This is a genomic window from Streptomyces sp. NPDC055254, from assembly GCF_053606025.1.
Genome location: NZ_JBSGQV010000046.1, coordinates 12,711 through 30,404, shown reverse-complemented (window position 1 = coordinate 30,404; position 17,694 = coordinate 12,711). Strand labels below are relative to the sequence as shown.

Here is a 17,694-nt window from a genome sequence, read left to right as displayed (position 1 = left end):
ATGGCACCGTCGGACCGCACCAGCGCGCAAGAGCCCAAGTCCGGCCTGGACCAGTTGCTCGAAGAGGCGACCTCGTTCCTGGGAGCCCAGGCCGGGCAGCTCATGGACAAGGCTTCGGACAAGCTCGGGGATGTGACAGGTCAGCTCCAGGACGTGGCGGAAGGCAACGGAAAACTGTCCGACATCGCCGGTATCGGGGGGCGGATGATGCAGGGCGACTCCCCCATGAAGGCGATGATGGGCCAGGGCCTGAGCGGGCTCAAGGACAAGGTGACCGGCGCTGCCTCCAAGATGTTCGGCAAGGGCAAGAAGGGCCGTAAAAGCGGAGGCAAAGTCGTCAACATCATCGAGTTCCTCGATGTCGGACTGCCGCTGCGCACCGTGTACAACCACTGGACCCAGTACGAGGACTTCAGCGGCTTCGCAAAGGGCGTACGCGACGTCTCCCGCAACGATGACACCACGAGCGACTGGAAGGTCAAGGTCGGGCCCTCGACGCGCGGTTGGAAGGCCACCGTGCAGGAACAGGTACCGGACGAGCGGATCGTGTGGACCTCCGAAGGCCCCAAGGGCACCACACGCGGCTGCGTCAGCTTCCATGAGGTCACGCCGACACTGACCCGCATCATCGCGGTGGTCGAGTACTACCCCTCCGGGCTCTTCGAGAAGACCGGCAACCTGTGGCGTGCTCAGGGCCGACGCCTGCGCCTGGACCTCAAGCACTTCCTTCGGCACGTCTCGCTCACGACGGATGAGGCGGAAGGCTGGCGCGGCGAGATCCGTGACGGCGAAGTGGTCCGCACCCACGAAGAGGCACTGGAGGAAGAAGACGAAGCGGACCAGGAGGACACGGACGAGGAAGAGGAAGAAGGCGCATACGAGGGCGAGGACGAAGACGAGGAAGCCCCCGAGGAGGAGGGCGGACAGCCTGAGGAGGACGAAGGGGAGGACGAAGGGGACGCCGACGACACGGGCGAGGAGGACTACGAGGACGAAGAGGCGCCCGAGGACGAGTACGAGGACGAAGACGAGGACGACGACGAGGCCCCGGAGGACGAATACGAGGACGAGGACGAGGACGAGGAAGCTTCCGACGAAGCCCCCGAAGAGCAGGAGGAGGACGAGGAAGAAGAGGAGGAGGAATCGAGCCGGCGTCCGCGACGGCGAGGCCGATAACCACGGGCAGGCCACCCCCGGAGTGGTCGTCGACAAGGGCCGACAGTGAGATGTCGGCCCTTGTCCATTTCTTCCGTGAAGGCCCGGGGACGGGGCTCCGGACGAGGTCAATGCTTGAGCGTGTCCTTGGCCTTCTGCATGGTCTGCTTCGCATCGCCCGCCATCTGCTCGCGGGCCCCCTTCGCCTCCAGGCTCTCATTGCCGACAGCCTGACCGGTGGTCTCCTTCATCTTTCCCTTGGTCTTCTTCACTACGTTCTTGACCTTCTTGCCGGCCGCCATATCTGTCACCTCCCACACCACTCGGCGCGGTCCATGGATCAACCGGCCCCTACCCCCAGACAAGCCGCATAAGCGAATGATCGGACAGCTTGCTGGGGTTCGGGGCCGGGCGTCGGCAGGGACGCTCTACTGGGCGCGGTGGGCTTTGTGCGCGGATACCCGCAGCCGCGCCCGGGCAGCGAGGGTTCGGCCGGTGGACTGGCGGGCGTGTTCCAGCGGTCCGTCGCACAGCGCCCGCAGTACGGGACCGGGCGCGGTGTCGGGAGCGAGGGTGAGGTCGAGGTCTGCTGCGGGGTGGCGGGACGAACCGGTCATCCGCGCGCGGGCTCGGTGCACGCCGGGCAGGTTCGCGGCGTCGGCTGCCAGAGCGTCGCTGAGGGCACGCTCGCGCAGTTCGACTCCGTCCACGGCGGGGTCTCCTCCGACGGGCAGGGTACCGGGATGCGTGCGGCGCAGTTGCGCCAGCAGCCACCACAGGGCGAGCAGGACGACGACGGCCAGGAAGGCGATGACCGTGGGCCACCACCATCCCTCGTCCACCCAGCGCGTACGGCCCGCATCGTCGAGCAGGACCTCCTGGGGAGCGGTGAGGGGCCAGCCGTCCGGCGGTGTCATCCGCCAGCTCCGATACAGGTCGAGGCTGCCGGTCAGGATCAGCAGGCCGGTGCCGAGCAGGACGACGCCCACGAGGGCGAGCAGGACTCGGTTGATTGCGGATTTCCTCTGCATGGGTCTCATTCCTGTCTCTCGCCCGGCGGCGGGCACGATTGCGTGCGGCTACTTGCGCCGCGGGCGTACCCGGACGGCGAGGTGAGGAGGACGTGCGAGGGCGAGCCGGTCGAGCTCCGCACGCAGAGCGGCCACGAGGTCGGCCTTGACGTCGCCGGGGGCGCGGAAGCGCACGTCCGCGCGCGCCGAGACGCGCTTCTGCGCGACCCGGACCTTGGCGGCGCCCACTCCGGGGACCCTCATGGCGGCGTCGCGCAGCAGAAGCTCGGCGGCGTCGCGGTCCAGCACGGCGTGCGTCTGGGCATCGGGGGTCTCCAGGGGCAGCTTGCGGCGCAGACCGGGGGTGAGGGCCAGGATGACCAGCCAGAGGCCGAGCGCGGCCATGACGGCGGCGCCCACCCGTATCCACGTGTCGTCCAGTGGGCGGGTGGCCAGCTCGTCGGCGAGGCGCGTGCGCCAGGCGGCGGCGGTCCGGCCGGTGCGGACTCTGACGATCTCGAACAAGAGGGTCCCTGCTGCGGCGCCGATGAGCAGGGCCGTGAGCGCGGCGGGTATCCGGCGCGCGGACCACGGACGGGGAGTCCGCCGGCCGTCGGGTGGGGACCGCTTGGCCAGCTGCTCTACCGTGCGGGAGGTGACCTCGTCGGTCGCGGGGGGTTGCTTCGTCCCGGCCGCGGGGTCATGGTCGCGTTCCATGCCGGCTCTCCTTCCCGGTGGGAATCGCTCCGGTCACTGCACGCGCCGGTGTTCCAGGCCCCCGGCCGGCACCAGGTGTTCGATGGCGAGGCTGACCTCGGTGACGCGCATCCCCGTCAAATGGGCCACTCGCTCGCTCACGTAGTGCTGCACCTGGCGGGAGACCGCGGCGAGGTCGGTCGGGTACGGCAGGTCCACCGTGAGTCCCAGCCGCGCCGAGCCGCTGCCGATGCTCGCCGAGGCATGTGCAGCGGCCGGTTTCACGTACGGAGCCGGGGTGCCCGAGTGTTCGGCCAGCGCCTCCTTCGCGGCGCGGGCCGCGATGCGGGCCACCACCTTTTCCGGGATCACCGTGGCGCCGCGCTCGGCCGGTGGTAGGACCGCTGCCGGGACGGGCGCCGGTGCCCCGGGCGTGGCACCGCCGGGCCGCGCGGTCACTTCCGATCCCGGGAACGGGTGAAGTCGGACACTTCGAGGTCACCCTGGAGCATGCGGCCGACAATGAGGCCCACGAGGCCCAGGAAGGCCACGAGCAGGAACGCCCAGAACCCTCCGAAGAAGGCGGCGAAGCCCAAGGCCATGCCCGCGAGCAGGCCCACGGTTGCTGCGCTCATCTCACTCACCTGATTTTCGCGTCGTTCGTCCTTGTCCGCCCGGCGAACCACCGGGTCCGGGGGTCACTGCACGCGGCCCTCTGTTTCCTCGTCGTCCTCCTCGTCGGGCAGGTGGACGTCATCGACGGTGATGTTCACTTCGACGACCTCAAGACCGGTCATGCGCTCCACCGCCGTGATGACGCTGGTGCGGACGTCGGCGGCGATGTCGACGATCGCCACGCCGTACTCCACGACCACGTCGAGATCGACGGCGGCCTGCCGCTCGCCCACCTCGACCTTCACGCCGCGGGACACGCTGGCACGGCCGCCGGGGACCTTGTCCGTGACCGCCCCGAGCGTGCGGGCCATGCCCGAGCCGAGGCTGTGGATGCCCGGCACCTCACGGGTCGCCATTCCCACGATCTTCTCGACCACGCTGTCGGCGATGGTCGTGCGACCCCGCGTCTCGGGCGCGGCCCCGGCTCCGGCCTGACCCGTGAGGGCCTTGCCCCCGGAGCCTGGCGCCTTCCCGCCCGCGGCGGGATTGATGATGTCCGACATGAGGACCTCCCCATGATGTCGATCCGGGCGCGCCGGTGCGGCACCCTCATGCTTTGGACACACGGCACGGACAATCCTCATCGCGCTCACCGCCGTACCATCGAGAAGGGCATACGCGGGCCGCGATTCTGCGGCAGGAAGCGAGCGGCGGATGCGCAACCGGACCAGCCCCTCTCCCCCGCCCGGCACGGGACTACCCCTGCGGCCGGACCCGGTGACGGCGGTCGGCACTGCGGCCGATCGGAATTCTTCCGGCGACCTGGACGACAGGGTGCTGGCGGTATGGGCGTGCGCGGGCGACGAGGAGGCCTTCGCCGTCCTCGTACGCCGCCACAGCGGCCGCTTGCTCGCCCTCGCCCAGCATCTGCTCGGGAACCGTGCGGATGCCGAGGACGCGGTGCAAGAAGCCTTCCTCAGCGCCTGGAGGCAGCTGCCGGACTTCCGGCACGGCGCCTCGTTCGGCACGTGGATGTACCGCATAGTGACGAACCGCTGCCTCAACGTTCTGCGCAGCCCGCCCCACCCGCTTCCGCTGGACACCGTTTCGGAGCCCGCAGCCGCGGACACGGGCAGCTCACCGGCCCGAGTGGCCGAGACGGACGCGGCCACGGCCGCCCTGGTGCGCGCGCTCCTGGAACTGCGCCCGGAGCTTCGCGTGTGCTGGGTCCTTCGGGAACTGCACGGCCTGCACTACCAGGAGATCGCCCACGTGGTGGGCAGCAGCGAGCAAACGGTACGCGGCAGGCTGTTCCGCGCACGACGCATTCTGATGGAGGCGATGCGCCCATGGCGCTAGACGACACGCATCCGGCCTCCGGCGACCAGCCCGAAAGCGTGTGCGCGAGTGCCGGAGCACCTCCGCGCCGGGACGCCGATGTGCTCGCGGGCGCGAAGTTCCTGCCCTGCGGACGCCCCCTCGGCCGTGCCTGGGAGCAGGCCCGCGCCCCTGCCGGAACGGCTGATCCGCACAGTATCCGCTGTCCCTGTTGCCGCGGAGCCATCGAAGGGGCGACGGCCCTGGACCGGGCCACCCGTGCTCTGCGCGCCGAGGTAGGGCCCGACAGCCACGGTCTCGCCAACCGCATCATCGGCGCGGTCCGCGCCGAGGTACGGCTGAGCACCCTGCTGGGGGTGACCGGCCCCGACCACGACCCGCGCCCCGCCGAGCGCGCGGCCGCGGCCAAAGTACTGCGCCGGGCCGCCGATACCGTCCCCGGTGCCCGCACGGCCAGCTGCCGCCTGACCCCGTCGACCGGCAACCGCGCCGTCCACGCCGTCGCCATCTCGGTCGCGGCCAAGCTGGACACACCGCTGCGCGAGCGCGCCGAAGCAGTGCGGCAAGCCGTACTGCACGCGGCCGAGCACGTACTCGGTCTCGCGGTCACCACAGTTGACGTGGAAGTCAACGCCGTACTGGAGCCCGCCCGCACGCCGGGCCGCGAGCGGTCCGCACTGGGCGAACGATGACCTGACCATCTCCCCCGCCGACGGCTATCCCTCCAGTGCCGCGAGTTCACCCAGGACGCGAGCCGCTGGTGCCGGATCGACCAACCACTTCAGGTGACTGCCCGCGAGGGTGCGGACGTCGTACGGGTTCTCCGGCGTCAGCGCGTCTCCCTCCCGGATCAGCCGGTCCTGCATGGCGAGTGGCAGGCTCGTGTCGCCGGTCAGGCGGATGTAGGTCTTCGGGATCATGCCCCAGGTCCCTGCCTGTGCCCGGTCGGCGGAGCTGCCGACGTCCAGGTTCTCGTCGGGCTGGAAGGTGTTCAGGAATGTCAGGAACTCCTCGTCGGTGCCGTCGGCGAGGAAGGCAGCCTTGAAGGCCGCCAGGGCGTCCGGATCCGCGGTGCGGAAGTTGACGCGGAGCAGACCGAGTTCGGCCGGGTTCCCGGCCAGCGCCAGGCCCAGGGCAGCGGCGTCGACGGTGGCCATCTCCGGCTCGGCGTAGTAGTCGTTGACGTCGAGATCGACAGGGCACCAGGCCGAGACGTAGACGATACGGTCGACCAGGTCCGGCCGTGCGTTGGCCGCGGCGGTAGCCGTGATGCCGCCGCGGCTGTGGGAGACGAGGATCACCGGCCCGTGCTGCTTGGCCCGTTCGAGGATCCCGATCAGGTGCGCGGCATTGTCGGCGAGCGTGGCGCCCTTGATCGAGCCGGGCGCCGTGGCGAGCGCTTCGGGATCCTGCGGCGTCTGATAGGCGCGCGTGTAGGTCGCCCCGAAGCCGTGGCCGGGCAGGTCGACGGCGACCGAGCGGTGTCCGAGGAGGCCGAGTTCGGCCTGAAGTGGTGCGAAGGAGAAGGAGTTGGCGAAGGCTCCGTGGACCAGTACGAAGGTCGGTTGCATCTTTTACTCGCTTTCTGACGTCCTGCGGCGCACCACCTCAATGATCCGTACGGTCGGGACAGCCCGTACCGGGACCTGCTCGACGCGGGGGTGGCGGTCGACGAGCGGCGCGCACGCCACGGCGCCCGCCCGATCATGCGGTGGACGCGGCCCAGCCGCGCCAGGGGCCCTGCCGCCGGTGTCAGATGTCGGCGGTCCATACCTCCGGGCCGCCGCCCTCCCAGCGGACGGGGCCCTCCTCGGACAGGTCCACGTCCTCCAGGCCGGCCCGCCGCAGGGCCCGCGAGACGTCGGCCGGGGAATCGGCGCGGCCGAGGTCGGCGTCCACGCCCAGCGCGTGCACCGTCACCTTGCGGCCGCCCCTCGGTGACACGGGATGGACAACGATCTCCGTCTGGTCCGCCATGCATCCAGCCTGAGGCCGCGCGGGCCGTCCAGCATGCCGAACGCGGCTTCCGGGGGCATGCCCGGCCCGCCGGACCGCCGCCGGGACGGTGGGGGGCGGGGTCGCACCGTCCCGCACCGGCGGTCACTGCCGCACCGCCTCGCCGCCGCCTACCGACGGAGGACTTGCGGGGAGGCGGGACAGCAGATGGGCGTCGAGGAAGCCGCGCTCGGAGGCCGGGTCGTGGAGCAGCCGGGCGAAGGGGACGAGCCCGGCCGCGGCCAGCGACTCGGCGAACCGGTCCGCCGGCCAGCTGTAGGCGGGCGTCACCTTGTGGTCGAAGCGGACCGGCTCCGAGCCGTCGGTCGCGAAGAACGAGACCAGGAGCAGGCCTCCCGGGGCCAGGACACGCGCCTGCTCGGCGAGCAGCGCGGGCAGTTCCGCAGGCGGGGTGTGGATCATCGAGTAGTGGGCCAGCACACCGCCGAGCGCGCCGTCCTCCACCGGCAGGGCCTCCATCCGCGCCTCCTCGAACGACAGCGCGGGGTGGGCCCGCCGGGCGTGGTCGACCATGGCCGGGGAGAGGTCGAGCCCGAAGGCATCCAGCCCCAGGTCGTGCAGCATGGCCGTCAGATGCCCGGGCCCGCACCCGACGTCGGCCGCCCGCGGGTTCCCCGTCCCGCGCACCAGCTCGGCGAAGGTGGCGAGCATGGCCCGCGCGAACGGCCGCGTCTCCAGCCGATCGGCGAAGAGCGAGGCGTACAGCTCGACGATCCCGTCGTAGGCCGCGCGGGTCTCGTCCTGGTGCTCCAACACGAGAAGAAGCTAACACCCGTGCTCCTCCGGCTCGGAGGGAGGAGCTGCCGCGCGGTGGGGAGCAACAGCGGGGTCGCCAGCAGGAGTACGCCGGCCGGCCCGATGGCCGTCCGCGGGCCGAACAGGCCGCCCAGCACGCCCCCGACCCGGGACCGGCTCCCCTCCGCGACCACCTCGCCGCCGGGGGGCGGCCACGACGGCCTCGGAACCTGGACCCCGGGCTGGGTGATTCCGCGCTGGACGCCGCCGCGCCGTCGGGCATCGCGGCCGACCCGTTCGTCCATTCGGGCGTTCCTGCCGCCCCGGTTGGGGCATCGTCGTACCCGGTGGACCGGAGTGGGGTCCGCCGGCATGGACGGGGCGGGAAGCCGGAGGGGTGCAGTGGACGAGCGGGAGACGTGGAGCACGGAGGAGTTCGGCACCTCGCACGAGGGCACGGTCGGCGTCCTCCTCGACGACGGCGCCGCCCCCGGGCCGGTCTACCTCGAATCGGGTTCGGGATCGGGCGGCCGCGCGGTGTCCCAGTGGTGCGTCTACGACGGCCGCGGAGCGCACGTGCCGCGAGCGGCAGCGCTGCGCGCGCTGTGCTCCTGCGGCTGGACGGGCCCCCGGCACCGGCTGGACTGGAAGGCGATCGGCACGGGGAAGCTGGCGGAGGGCGGGGCGGCCGAAGCAGGCGCCTGCGAACGGGACTGGGACGCGCACACCGCTCAGGTCGAGGCCGCGACCGTCCCGCTGCCCGAGGTGGTGACCGCTCTGCTGGAGCGGCTGGAGGAAGAGGTGGGCAAGCTGGCCAAGACCTCCCCCGTAGCGGCCGTGCGCGCCGCCCGCCGGATGGAGGTCACCGCCGAGCGGGTGGGCTATTGGGCCGCCCGCAGCGCCCGCCACGACGTGAGCCCCGAGCAGGCCGCCGTCTCGTTGGGACTGGACAAGGAGGCCGCCCGGCGGATCATGGCGCGCTTCGGCCGCTGGAGCCTGTACGGGTGACCGGGCGCCCGGGGCGTCCGCTGCCCCGGCCCCGGTCGTACGTCGGCGAGGGCGGGCGTACGCCCGCCCGTCACGCGGGGCTCCGCCGGCCTACATGGGGTCCATGGTGCCGCTGCCCGGCCCGTTCTCCTGCTCGCTCTTCTCGCGGATCCGCAGGGCCTTCTCCGTGAGCCGCTGCCGCTCCGCCGGGTCGGCGGCGTGCTGGGCCGCCATCTCCAGCTCTTGGGCCTTGTCGCGCATCTCCTGGGCTCGCTTGCTCGGCTCGTTCTCGACGCTCATCGTGCATCCTCGGGTCGGGGGCGGTTTCCATCAGACAAACAGCGGCAAGACGCCCGCGCCACCGAACCGCCGGCCGTCCTCCCGCCGACGGGTGACGCCGGCCCTTGCGAGGGCGGCGGCGACCGCTCCCGGGCGGTGATCGCTCACCGCCCGGGCGTGGGGCGTACCGCACGGGTCAGGTGCGGCGCACCGCCTTGGTCTCTCCCGCTCGGCGGTCGGCGCGCAGGATCAGCAGCGAGATCAGCGAGGTCGCCACGAGTACGGAGCCGACGGCGATGTCGAGAACCTGACTGCCGCTGTCGACAGCCGCGTCCTGCAGTCCCAGGACGAACGGCGCGGCGATCATCCACAGACCCGCCACCAGGACGATCACATCGGAGCGCCAGCTGCTGCCCCGGTACAGCCGCAGACCGACGACGAACATCAGCACGCCCCCGACGATCGCCTCGTTGACCTGCGCGTCCTTCGCGCCGTCATGGGTGGCCATCGGGAAGACCCACAGGGCGGCGGCGGCGGCGAACATGACGATCCCGAGGATCTGGTCGTGTATGCCCTGCCGGAAGGCATGCGCCTGGGCCGGGGGCACCGCGGTGTGGTGCGAGTGGTAGATAGCCATAGCATCCTCCTGGCCGTCGCCTACCCGGTAGCCGCAGGAAAACCCCGCCGGCCAACAGCCGGTTCGGACAGATGGTGCCGCGGGGGGCGCACCATCTGTCCGGGTCGCCGCCCGTGGGGGCGGGGTCGGCCGGTCAGCCGGTCAGCCGGTAAGTTGCGCGATCGGGCCGTTCAGGTCGCCGGTGACGACGAGGGCGAAGTCCTGCGGTCCGGCCAGCAGGTTGCGGGCGAAGACCTGGACGAGGTAGGTACCGGCGGGCGGTGAGTCGATGCGGACGATCTCGACGTTGTTGGTGCAGTCGCTCCTGAGCAGCCGGTTGGGCAGTCCCGTGTTGCCGGCGTGCTTGGTGCCGTCGGGGGCCTGCACGATCACGCTGATGTCGTTCTGGAGACCACGGCCGGGCAGGTCCGTGTACGCGAGGCAGAGCCGGAAGGGCGCGGCTGGTCCCGCGGTCACGTTGAAGCGCTTGCGCTCCCCGGTGCGCCGGAACTGCTTGGCCGGCTTCTGCCACGTGTCGACGAATTCGAGCGCGAAGTCCGCCGCCCCGTCGTGGGGAAGGGTGGTCGGCATGTGGATGGCGCCGAAGCCCTGGTGGTAGTGCGGGTCGGCGGCCGTCGAGTCGGGCCCGGAGAGCCTGCGGGCGCCGTTGATCAGGGTGGCCTTGACGAGGGCTCCGCTGGGCTCGGCGCTGCGCTGCTCGACGTAGTACTGGCGTACTAGTGCGGCGCAGCCCGCGACGAGCGGGGTGGCCATGCTGGTCCCGCCCATGTAGGCGTACCGGGGGTTCTGGTGCGGGCGTCCCCAGAAGTGGTTCGAGGGGGCGAGGGAGGACCGGGCGGAGAGGATGTCGGTGCCGGGGGCCACGACGTCCGGCTTGATCCGGAAGTCGTCGCAGGGGCCGCGGCTGCTGAAGGCGGCGAGTGACTCCGGGTCGCCGGACACGCGTTCGGCGCCGATGGGCGGATCGGGGTAGTCGCCCGGCCACACGCTGTTGTAGGTGGCCTGGGAGAAGCCGCCGCTGATGCGGTCGCTGCGGGCGGCTCCTACGGTGAGGGCGTTCTTGCAGGACGCGGGGGAGCCGATCGACGCCCAGTCGACGAATCCCTTGGGTGAGTTCAGGCGTACGCCGGCGGTTCCCTCGTTGCCCGCGGCGATGATGACGAGCATGTCGCGCCGTTGGTGGACGTACGAGTCGACGTCGTCGGAGTCGATGGTGTACGCGGATTCGGTGGCGGCGCCCCAGCTGTTGCTGTGGATGCGGGCGCCGGCCTGGTAGGCGGGCTCGAACAGGTCGGCGAGGGAGAGGGGCAGGCCCCCGAGGTTCCCTGCCGCATCCATGATCGACTGGAAGTAGAGCTTCGCTTCGGGAGCGGCGCCGCGGATCTGGCCCTGGGAGGCGGAGCCGTCTCCCAGCACGGACCCGGCGACGTGGGTGCCGTGCCCGCTCGGATCGTCGCTGACGCCGGGGCGGCCGAGTGGGACGACCTCGACCATGCGGCCCAGAAAATCGGGGTGCGCCTCGTCGAGGCCGGTGTCGGCGACCGCGACGATCTGCCCCTTGCCGGTGAACGGCACGCCGCTGCTGTCCGCTCCGTCGGGAACGATGCCCAGCAGGCGGACGGCGAGGTCGTTGCAGAGTTTCGGCGGGACGTACTCGACCATGTCGAGGACGTCGGGGAGTTGGGGGATCTCCGTCTCCAGCGGCGAGCCCTCGGGGATCCGCAGCCGGATGCGGTGTGCGGCGGAGGCGATGAGGCGCAGGCCGGACGCGTCCTCGTGGTCCTCCAGCCATGCCATGACCGGCTCGCGGGAGGCCGCGTCCGCCAGCCGCAGGTCCCAGATGCGGCCGTCGGTGTCCGTCCGCGGTTCGCCCGCGGTGGGCGGGGCGGGGGCTCGGCCCGCGCGGAGCCGGACGGGGCCCGCCACCTGGGGACCGTAGCGGTCGACGGAGACCACGAAGTCGAGGTCGGCGAGTCGGCCGGCCTGGGACTGGGTGGCGGCCGCGATGTAGGCGTTGACCGGGACGGCGCGCTGGAGTTCGACGCCGGTGGCGTGGATCTCCTCCCGGTACCGCTCGACGAGCGGTTCGCCGAGCTGGACGATCCACGAGGCGCGATCGCCCGCTGCGACGGTCAGGGCTGCCGCGTCACCGTTGCCTTCGGGGAAGGCGGATCTGCCGGTCACCCGCCCGCGGGCCATGGCGGACGTTTCGGCGCCGCGCAGGTCGTCCAGTCGGTCGATCGTGAGTCCGGCGCTCTCCAGCGCGGGAATGTCGTGCTCGGCGATGTCTCCGATGACATAGCTCTCGGTGTGGGTGGCGTTGCCGAGCATGCTCAGCGCGGCCTGTTCCTCGCCCTCGTGCATGAAGTATGCGATGACCCGCATGGCGATTCCGTTTCCTGGGCGCGTTCGAGCGCCCGAGCAGGGAAGCTGGGTGAAGCGGAACGAGCGCGGATCCACGCGGAGGACGTCGCGGCTGCCCCGGGCACCGGACGTCCGAGCCCCAAGCTAACTGCGGAGAGTGACGAGGGGTGGAAGGACACGCCCCCAGCCGGTGATTCGAGCGCGCGGCGCCCGAGGTATCGATTCAGCAACCCGCCCGGCACCCGCCCGGGCCGCTGCCCGGAGCACCGGGCGGGCCGGGGCGGCGTCATCGGGGTTGCGGTGTCGCCGGCGGCCAGGGCGCCCGCTCCCGTGCGCGTGGTGGCGGCGGCCTCCCGGGTGGCGTGCTCGTGGTGGCGTCGCTGCCAGTAGGGGTTGTCGTGCGGCAGGCCGCCCGGCAGTCCTTCACGCAGGTCCATGGTCATGCTCCTCACGTGCGAACTGGGACCCCAGCTTCGGGTCGCACACCGGGCCGGGCATCTTGCCTCGTTCGTGCATCGTTGCGTTCGGCGAAGCCCGTCGTCCGCGGTTCGCGGGGGCCGCCGCGCCAGGGCCGTGGAGGAGCGCCCGGCCCCTGCGCCCGGCCCGAACAAAACGCCGCATCAGAACCGGTCGCACATCCTGTTCCCGGCGGCCCCCGGAAAGTATGATCAATCAATGTCTGACACGACCGAGACCACACCCGGCTGGCTGACCACGGACGAACTGGAAACGGCCAGGGCGCGCATGCCCATCCTGTACGTCGAAGCCGTCCCCGTACGCGTGGACGACAGCGGCGAGGTCACCAGCGTCGGCCTGCTGCTGCGCATCGGTCCGGACGGAACGGTCAGCCGCGCCCTGGTGTCCGGCCGCGTCCTGCACCACGAGCGGGTCCGTGACGCGCTGCTGCGCCACCTGGAGAAGGACCTCGGGCCCGTGGCCCTGCCCCGCGTTCCCCCGTCCCTCCAACCCTTCACGGTCGCCGAGTACTTCCCCACGGCGGGCGTCACCTCGTACCACGATCCGCGCCAGCACGCGGTGTCCCTGTCCTACATCGTGCCGGTGGCCGGTGACTGCCGCCCCCGGCAGGACGCGCTGGACCTGGTCTGGTTCAGTCCGCAGGAGGCGGCCTCCCCGGCCCTGCAGAGTGAGATGCCGGGCGGGCAAGGAGTGTTGTTGAAGCAGGCGCTCGCCCACACGGGGCACGTCTACTGACGCTGTCTCAGGCGCTCCTCCGCGCCCGACCGGGCAAGGCGCCGGCTCAGCACCGCTGGCGGTCCGTCCAGGCGGGCGGCGGATGCGTCGTCTGGCCGGAAGCCTCGCTCCTGCTCCGCTCCGCACGCCGTGCCGGGCGGTCGGCCGCCGCCTCGCCGGAGATCAGCGACTCGCCGGGCGGCGTCCGTCCCCCGTCGTGTGCCGGCCCCTCGCGCGAGAGGGTGTCCAGCAGCCGCTCGCGGGCGTACACGCGGGTCAGCTCGGGGAAAGCGTAGTGGGCCCCGTCGTCCTCCCACTCGACGATGTTGATCAGGTGGCTGTCGACGAACAGCCGGAGCAGGCGTTCCACGCTCCGGCTGTCGCTGCCGAGGAGTTCGACGACGGACTCGGCGGTGAACCGTTCCGGCGGGAGGATGCTCAGCAGCCGGAAGACGCTCTGCTCCACGCGTCCGAGACCTTCGTAGCTGAGGTCGTACCGGGACCGTACGTCGAGTTCGCCGAGTCGGAGCTCGTCCAGCAGCTTTTCGGAACACGTCAGTTGCAGGGCTAAGCCCGATAACGAGAGCCCAGGACTGCCGCCGAGGCGCCCCCCGATGCACCGGACGGCCAGGGGAAGACCGCCGACCGTCTCCATCAGCTGGTCGGCGGCGTGTCCCTCCCGCTTGACCCGGGCGGATCCGATGATGCGCGAGAGCAGTTCCCTGCCTTCCGCGGTGTCCATGGCGTCGAGGTTGATGTTCCAGGCGCCCCCGAGGCCGTGCAGGCGCCTGCGGCTGGTGATGATGACGGAGCACTGCGGATCGCCGGGAAGCAGTGAGCGGACGTCGGCCAGCGAGGACACGTCGTCCAGCAGGATCAGCAGCCGCCGGCCGACCGTGGTGGACCGGAACAGCTTGGACCGCTCCTCCAGGTCGGCGGGGATCTCGGACTCGGCGACCTGGAGGGCACGAAGGAATCCGTGGAGCACTTCCGCCGGGTCCGGGCCCGTGCCGAGGGAGCCGCGCAGATCCGCGTAGAGCTGGCCGTCCTCGAAGAACGACCGGATGGTGCGGGCCATGTGCACCGCGAGCGCGCTCTTCCCCACTCCGGGCATGCCGCTGATGACCGCGACGGCGGTGGCGGTGCGGGGCCGGGCGCCGTCGCCGCCCCCGGCCAGGACGGTGGCGGCCTGGTCGACGATGGACTCCCGACCGGTGAAGTCGGCTATGTCCGGCGGGAGTTGCGCCGGAACGGGAATGCTGGAGGCGGCGGGGCGCGGCACAGGAGCCGCGGTCGTCGCCGCAGGCGCCGACAGCTCCCGGGCCTCGGGGGGTGTGGCCGCGGTCCGCCGGTGCTCGATCAGCACGGGCTGCCGGTGGCTCTCGTACGGCGCACCCACCGCGGCCTCCGACAGCAGCGCCTGGTGGAGCGCGCGGAGTTCCTTGCCCGGTTCGAGACCGAGGTTGTCGATCATGCTGCGCCGCAGCACCTGGTAGACCTCCAGTGCCTCGTGGCGCCGCCCGGAGCGGTGGAGCGCGATCATCAGCGAGGCGTGCACGTTCTCGTGCAGCGGGCGACTGAGCACGAGCGATTTCAGCTCGCTGATCAGCTCCTGGTGGCGGCCCAGTTGGAGATCGGCCTCGATCCGCAGGTCGAGCGTGCGCTCCCGGGACTCCTCCAGGCGCGTCACGTAGGAGGACAGCAGGGCACCCGGTACGACGTCGACCAGAGCGGAGCCCCGCCAGAGCGCCAGGGACCGGCGGAGCGCCTCGGCCGCCCCGGCCGGGTCCCCGTTCTTCAGCAGCGACTTGCCCGTGTCGGCTTCCGCTTCGAATCGGTGGAGGTCGACACACTGGTCGGGAACGGTGAGGGTGTATCCCCCGGGCCGGGTGAAGAGGATGTCCTCCGCACGGCGCGCCGTCAGGATCTTCCGGAGTTTGTAGATGTACGTCTGCAGCGTGGTCATCGCACTCGCGGGAGGATCGCTCTCCCACAGTTCGTCGATCAGCTCCGAGGTTTGCACCAGAGTATTTCTTCGCATGAGCAGAAGAGCAATCACCTGGCGAGGCTTGGGTGCGGTGGGTACGACATTACGTACACCATCGAGAATTTCCAATGGGCCAAGCATCCGGAAGTCCATGTCAACGTCCCCCGTTCAACGATGCTGCGTCTTTGCAAGAGATTCTGGCGCCGCCGAGCCGGGTCAGGTCACGGAGCGACTTCTCCCGAAATTTTGCACTACGTTAACTCTTCCGTTACGAGTAGACAAGGCCATATGTCCCCGTCACGACCCCCGTCCGAAGCGGGCTCGGCCCTGCCGTACGCGGCTGCGAAGCACGTGCCACAACCGCCCTCGCCGGGCACCCGTCCGGCATCCGTGACCGCCCTCGGCGAGCGCGCGCGGGGTCGCCCGGCGGGCAGGAACATTGGCCCGAAACAGCCGCGGGGGAAGCGCGGGAGAGTCCGCGGAGGGCGTCCGTCCGCTGCGGCGCGGCCTCGCACGCAGGCGCTCCGGCTCCCGCTTGAGCTCGGCACGATCCTGGCTCGACCGCGGCGGCCGGTGCGTTCTCCGGACCGCCGCCTCGGTCGGACCAGGCGTGCGGTCCCGTCACTTCGTGCTCCGCCGTCGCATGACTGTGACCGCGCACGACGGAGCACCTGCGCGTGGGGGGCGTCATGTAGGCAACCATCGGATCCCACTCTCGAAGAACGATCGAACGCATCTCCAAGTTCCATGCGGATGGCATGTATTCCGCCACACAGCGCCCACCGCGGCCCCAGCGGTGCGTGCACCGAGGCAATCGGCGCCGCCACGGCGCGTGTCGTCAACGCCGCTGACGTACACGGTAGTTCAGGGAGATTCGAGGTTCCTGCTGGCAGGCCGCACTGTACTGGGCCGTGCGCGCCGCCGAAGGCCACCAGCACCGGAGCATCCGAGGCAGACCGGTACGGGCACCCTTCTCGGCGCCGCGGACGCGGAAGACCGCTGAGTACGCAGCACGGCCCTGTCCTTCCGGCGCAAAGGAATCCCTGGTGAATCGAATCGCCCCTCCGCCCCCGTCTCCGCTCCCCTCCCCGACCGCCCTGCGCACCCTCCAGGACCGGCTCGCGAGGTCGGCCCTCGCGGAGGGGGGCAGGGTCCGCCAACCGGGCTCGTTCGCCTCGTGGTTCGCCGACGCCCGCCAACGGTCCGACCTGCGGGTCGACCGGGTGGACCTCGACGACCTGCGGAACTGGGACCGGGACCCCCGCACGGGGGCGCTGCGGCACAGCAGCGGCGGCTTCTTCGCCATCGACGGGCTGGACGTCCGCTTCCCTTCCGGTCCGGTGCCCCACTGGCAGCAGCCGATCATCCACCAGCCGGAGGTCGGCGTCCTCGGCCTGCTGGCCAGGGAATTCGACGGAGTGCTGCACTTCCTCATGCAGGCCAAGGTCGAACCGGGGAACAGGAACCACCTGCAGCTCTCCCCCACCGTGCAGGCCACCCGCAGCAACTACCTGCGGCTGCACAAGGGGCGCGCGGTGCCCTACTTGCAGTACTTCCAGGACAGGACCCGGCACCATGTCATCGCCGACGTCCTGCAATCGGAACAGGGCGCGTGGTTCTTCCGCAAACGCAACCGGAACATCGTCATAGAGGTCACCGAGGACGTCGCCGTCCAGGAGGACTTCCGCTGGCTGACGCTCGGCGAGATCTACCGGCTGCTGGCGGTCGAGGACGTCGTCAACATGGACACGCGCACCACCCTGTCCTGTCTGCCCCTGTCAGGCGGCGGTCTCGACCGCCTCATGGACAGCGGCGACCCCTTCCGGGAGGCCTTGGCCCGCTCGTGCGCCGGGGACACGGCCGGCGTCCACAGCATCGACGAGCTCCAGAGCTGGATCACGGAGCACCGCGCCCAGGGCGACCTCACCACCCGCCCGGTGCCGCTCAAGGAACTGCGCGACTGGCACAGCTCACCGGAGCGGATCTCCCATGCCAGCGGCCGCTTCTTCTCCGTGATCGGGGTGAACGTCTCGGCCGGCACGCGCGAGGTCGGCGGCTGGTCCCAGCCCATGCTGGAGCCGCACGGAACCGGGGTGATCGCCGTGCTGGTCAAGGAGATCGACGGCGTGCTCCACGTCCTGCTGCGCGCCAGCGTCGAGCCCGGCTACCTGGACGGGGTCGAGCTCTCCCCCACCGTCCAGTTCACCCCCGAGAGCGTTCCGCCCGGCACGGCCCGGCCCCGCTTCGTCGACGCCGTGCTGTCCGCCCCGCCGGAGCGCGTCAGGTTCTCCTGCCTGCTGTCCGAGGAGGGGGGTCGTTTCCACCATGCCCTGAACCGCTACCTCATCGTCGAAGCCGACGGGGAGGCCGGCCCCATGGAGGACCGGGACCACCGCTGGCTGACCCTGAACCAGCTGAGCACCCTCCTCCGCCACAGCCACTACCTCAACGTGCAGGCGCGCAGTCTGGTGGCCTGCCTGCACAGCCTGCTGGCATCGCCGCCCGGGGGGACGCCGGGACGGTGAGCCGGTGAGCCGGTGAGGAGCCGGACACGGACGAGTGGTGGGGGGGGGCCGGGGGGGGCGGGGCGGGCCGCGCGCCCCCCCCCCCCCCGCCGCGACCCCCTCAGTGCGCGGCGGTCGCCTCGGTGACCTCGCTCGGGCGGACGATGACGAAGCCCTCGC

Annotated in this window: 19 protein-coding genes; 6 read left to right on the top strand and 13 right to left on the bottom strand. The window is 71.2% G+C overall.

Features of this window, described 5'->3' with window-relative positions; translation table 11 throughout:
- Complete coding sequence (locus tag ACWFQ8_RS29550; RefSeq protein WP_453789344.1) at nt 1-1,176, top strand: SRPBCC family protein; 1,176 nt, start codon at nt 1-3, stop codon at nt 1,174-1,176.
- Nucleotides 1,177-1,283: 107 nt separating this feature from the next.
- Here ACWFQ8_RS29550 and ACWFQ8_RS29545 read toward each other — a convergent pair whose 3' ends face one another.
- The 6 genes from ACWFQ8_RS29545 to ACWFQ8_RS29520 all read right to left on the bottom strand — a co-directional run bounded on the left by ACWFQ8_RS29545 (nt 1,284) and on the right by ACWFQ8_RS29520 (nt 4,039).
- On the bottom strand, nt 1,284-1,457 hold the full coding sequence (locus tag ACWFQ8_RS29545) for a CsbD family protein (protein WP_453789343.1): 174 nt from the start codon (nt 1,455-1,457) through the stop codon (nt 1,284-1,286).
- A gap of 126 nt (nt 1,458-1,583) precedes the next feature.
- A complete protein-coding gene (locus ACWFQ8_RS29540) occupies nt 1,584-2,186 on the bottom strand; it encodes an alkaline shock response membrane anchor protein AmaP (protein ID WP_453789342.1) in 603 nt (200 codons plus the stop codon).
- Between the two features lie 48 nt (nt 2,187-2,234).
- Nucleotides 2,235-2,882: a DUF6286 domain-containing protein gene (locus tag ACWFQ8_RS29535; protein WP_453789341.1), complete on the bottom strand. Its 648-nt coding sequence runs from the start codon at nt 2,880-2,882 to the stop codon at nt 2,235-2,237.
- Between the two features lie 33 nt (nt 2,883-2,915).
- Nucleotides 2,916-3,233 (bottom strand): Asp23/Gls24 family envelope stress response protein, encoded by a 318-nt coding sequence (locus ACWFQ8_RS29530; protein ID WP_453789340.1) that lies wholly within the window; start codon nt 3,231-3,233, stop codon nt 2,916-2,918.
- 83 nt (nt 3,234-3,316) lie between these two features.
- Nucleotides 3,317-3,496 (bottom strand): hypothetical protein, encoded by a 180-nt coding sequence (locus tag ACWFQ8_RS29525; protein ID WP_453789339.1) that lies wholly within the window; start codon nt 3,494-3,496, stop codon nt 3,317-3,319.
- A gap of 63 nt (nt 3,497-3,559) precedes the next feature.
- Nucleotides 3,560-4,039 (bottom strand): Asp23/Gls24 family envelope stress response protein, encoded by a 480-nt coding sequence (locus ACWFQ8_RS29520; RefSeq protein WP_453789338.1) that lies wholly within the window; start codon nt 4,037-4,039, stop codon nt 3,560-3,562.
- A 151-nt stretch (nt 4,040-4,190) separates the two neighbouring features.
- Between ACWFQ8_RS29520 and ACWFQ8_RS29515 the strand changes: the two genes are divergently transcribed.
- Both ACWFQ8_RS29515 and ACWFQ8_RS29510 read left to right on the top strand, forming a co-directional pair.
- On the top strand, nt 4,191-4,835 hold the full coding sequence (locus tag ACWFQ8_RS29515; protein WP_453789337.1) for an RNA polymerase sigma factor: 645 nt from the start codon (nt 4,191-4,193) through the stop codon (nt 4,833-4,835).
- Nucleotides 4,826-5,506 (top strand): hypothetical protein, encoded by a 681-nt coding sequence (locus ACWFQ8_RS29510; protein WP_453789336.1) that lies wholly within the window; start codon nt 4,826-4,828, stop codon nt 5,504-5,506. Before ACWFQ8_RS29515 ends, ACWFQ8_RS29510 begins: the two co-directional genes overlap by 10 nt.
- A 24-nt stretch (nt 5,507-5,530) precedes the next feature.
- On the opposite strand, the gene ACWFQ8_RS29505 is transcribed toward ACWFQ8_RS29510, so the two are convergent.
- From ACWFQ8_RS29505 to ACWFQ8_RS29495, 3 genes are all read right to left on the bottom strand, one after another.
- Nucleotides 5,531-6,385 carry an alpha/beta fold hydrolase gene (locus ACWFQ8_RS29505; protein WP_453789335.1) on the bottom strand — a complete coding sequence of 285 codons (855 nt, stop codon included), beginning with the start codon at nt 6,383-6,385 and terminating at the stop codon, nt 5,531-5,533.
- A 181-nt stretch (nt 6,386-6,566) separates the two neighbouring features.
- Entirely contained in the window at nt 6,567-6,791 is a 225-nt protein-coding gene (locus tag ACWFQ8_RS29500) for a hypothetical protein (protein WP_453789334.1), read from the bottom strand.
- 123 nt (nt 6,792-6,914) lie between these two features.
- Nucleotides 6,915-7,586: a class I SAM-dependent methyltransferase gene (locus ACWFQ8_RS29495; RefSeq protein WP_453789333.1), complete on the bottom strand. Its 672-nt coding sequence runs from the start codon at nt 7,584-7,586 to the stop codon at nt 6,915-6,917.
- 381 nt (nt 7,587-7,967) lie between these two features.
- On the opposite strand from ACWFQ8_RS29495, the gene ACWFQ8_RS29490 reads away from it, so the two are divergent.
- Entirely contained in the window at nt 7,968-8,573 is a 606-nt protein-coding gene (locus ACWFQ8_RS29490) for a hypothetical protein (protein WP_453789332.1), read from the top strand.
- Nucleotides 8,574-8,663: 90 nt separating this feature from the next.
- Here the strand turns inward: ACWFQ8_RS29490 and ACWFQ8_RS29485 are convergent, their stop codons facing one another.
- From ACWFQ8_RS29485 to ACWFQ8_RS29475, 3 genes are all read right to left on the bottom strand, one after another.
- A complete protein-coding gene (locus tag ACWFQ8_RS29485; RefSeq protein ID WP_453789331.1) occupies nt 8,664-8,852 on the bottom strand; it encodes a DUF6381 family protein in 189 nt (62 codons plus the stop codon).
- 175 nt (nt 8,853-9,027) lie between these two features.
- Nucleotides 9,028-9,468, bottom strand: coding sequence for an SPW repeat domain-containing protein (locus ACWFQ8_RS29480; protein WP_453789330.1), 441 nt, complete (start codon nt 9,466-9,468; stop codon nt 9,028-9,030).
- Between the two features lie 141 nt (nt 9,469-9,609).
- Complete coding sequence (locus tag ACWFQ8_RS29475) at nt 9,610-11,853, bottom strand: S8 family serine peptidase (protein ID WP_453789329.1); 2,244 nt, start codon at nt 11,851-11,853, stop codon at nt 9,610-9,612.
- Between the two features lie 654 nt (nt 11,854-12,507).
- Between ACWFQ8_RS29475 and ACWFQ8_RS29470 the strand changes: the two genes are divergently transcribed.
- Nucleotides 12,508-13,044 carry an NUDIX hydrolase family protein gene (locus tag ACWFQ8_RS29470; RefSeq protein WP_453789328.1) on the top strand — a complete coding sequence of 179 codons (537 nt, stop codon included), beginning with the start codon at nt 12,508-12,510 and terminating at the stop codon, nt 13,042-13,044.
- A gap of 46 nt (nt 13,045-13,090) precedes the next feature.
- Here ACWFQ8_RS29470 and ACWFQ8_RS29465 read toward each other — a convergent pair whose 3' ends face one another.
- Nucleotides 13,091-15,151: a BTAD domain-containing putative transcriptional regulator gene (locus ACWFQ8_RS29465; protein ID WP_453789365.1), complete on the bottom strand. Its 2,061-nt coding sequence runs from the start codon at nt 15,149-15,151 to the stop codon at nt 13,091-13,093.
- 905 nt (nt 15,152-16,056) lie between these two features.
- Between ACWFQ8_RS29465 and ACWFQ8_RS29460 the strand changes: the two genes are divergently transcribed.
- Nucleotides 16,057-17,535, top strand: coding sequence for an NDP-hexose 2,3-dehydratase family protein (locus ACWFQ8_RS29460; RefSeq protein WP_453789327.1), 1,479 nt, complete (start codon nt 16,057-16,059; stop codon nt 17,533-17,535).
- Nucleotides 17,536-17,694 lie beyond the last annotated feature (159 nt).

Coding starts and splice junctions, on each gene's coding strand:
- ACWFQ8_RS29540 (WP_453789342.1), bottom strand. CDS start 2,186: ATGCAGAGGAAATCCGCAATCAACCGAGTCCTGCTCGCCCTCGTGGGC.
- ACWFQ8_RS29510 (WP_453789336.1), top strand. CDS start 4,826: ATGGCGCTAGACGACACGCATCCGGCCTCCGGCGACCAGCCCGAAAGC.
- ACWFQ8_RS29485 (WP_453789331.1), bottom strand. CDS start 8,852: ATGAGCGTCGAGAACGAGCCGAGCAAGCGAGCCCAGGAGATGCGCGAC.
- ACWFQ8_RS29515 (WP_453789337.1), top strand. CDS start 4,191: ATGCGCAACCGGACCAGCCCCTCTCCCCCGCCCGGCACGGGACTACCC.
- ACWFQ8_RS29545 (WP_453789343.1), bottom strand. CDS start 1,457: ATGGCGGCCGGCAAGAAGGTCAAGAACGTAGTGAAGAAGACCAAGGGA.
- ACWFQ8_RS29525 (WP_453789339.1), bottom strand. CDS start 3,496: ATGAGCGCAGCAACCGTGGGCCTGCTCGCGGGCATGGCCTTGGGCTTC.
- ACWFQ8_RS29505 (WP_453789335.1), bottom strand. CDS start 6,385: ATGCAACCGACCTTCGTACTGGTCCACGGAGCCTTCGCCAACTCCTTC.
- ACWFQ8_RS29500 (WP_453789334.1), bottom strand. CDS start 6,791: ATGGCGGACCAGACGGAGATCGTTGTCCATCCCGTGTCACCGAGGGGC.
- ACWFQ8_RS29535 (WP_453789341.1), bottom strand. CDS start 2,882: ATGGAACGCGACCATGACCCCGCGGCCGGGACGAAGCAACCCCCCGCG.
- ACWFQ8_RS29465 (WP_453789365.1), bottom strand. CDS start 15,151: ATGCTTGGCCCATTGGAAATTCTCGATGGTGTACGTAATGTCGTACCC.
- ACWFQ8_RS29520 (WP_453789338.1), bottom strand. CDS start 4,039: ATGTCGGACATCATCAATCCCGCCGCGGGCGGGAAGGCGCCAGGCTCC.
- ACWFQ8_RS29475 (WP_453789329.1), bottom strand. CDS start 11,853: ATGCGGGTCATCGCATACTTCATGCACGAGGGCGAGGAACAGGCCGCG.
- ACWFQ8_RS29550 (WP_453789344.1), top strand. CDS start 1: ATGGCACCGTCGGACCGCACCAGCGCGCAAGAGCCCAAGTCCGGCCTG.
- ACWFQ8_RS29480 (WP_453789330.1), bottom strand. CDS start 9,468: ATGGCTATCTACCACTCGCACCACACCGCGGTGCCCCCGGCCCAGGCG.
- ACWFQ8_RS29470 (WP_453789328.1), top strand. CDS start 12,508: ATGTCTGACACGACCGAGACCACACCCGGCTGGCTGACCACGGACGAA.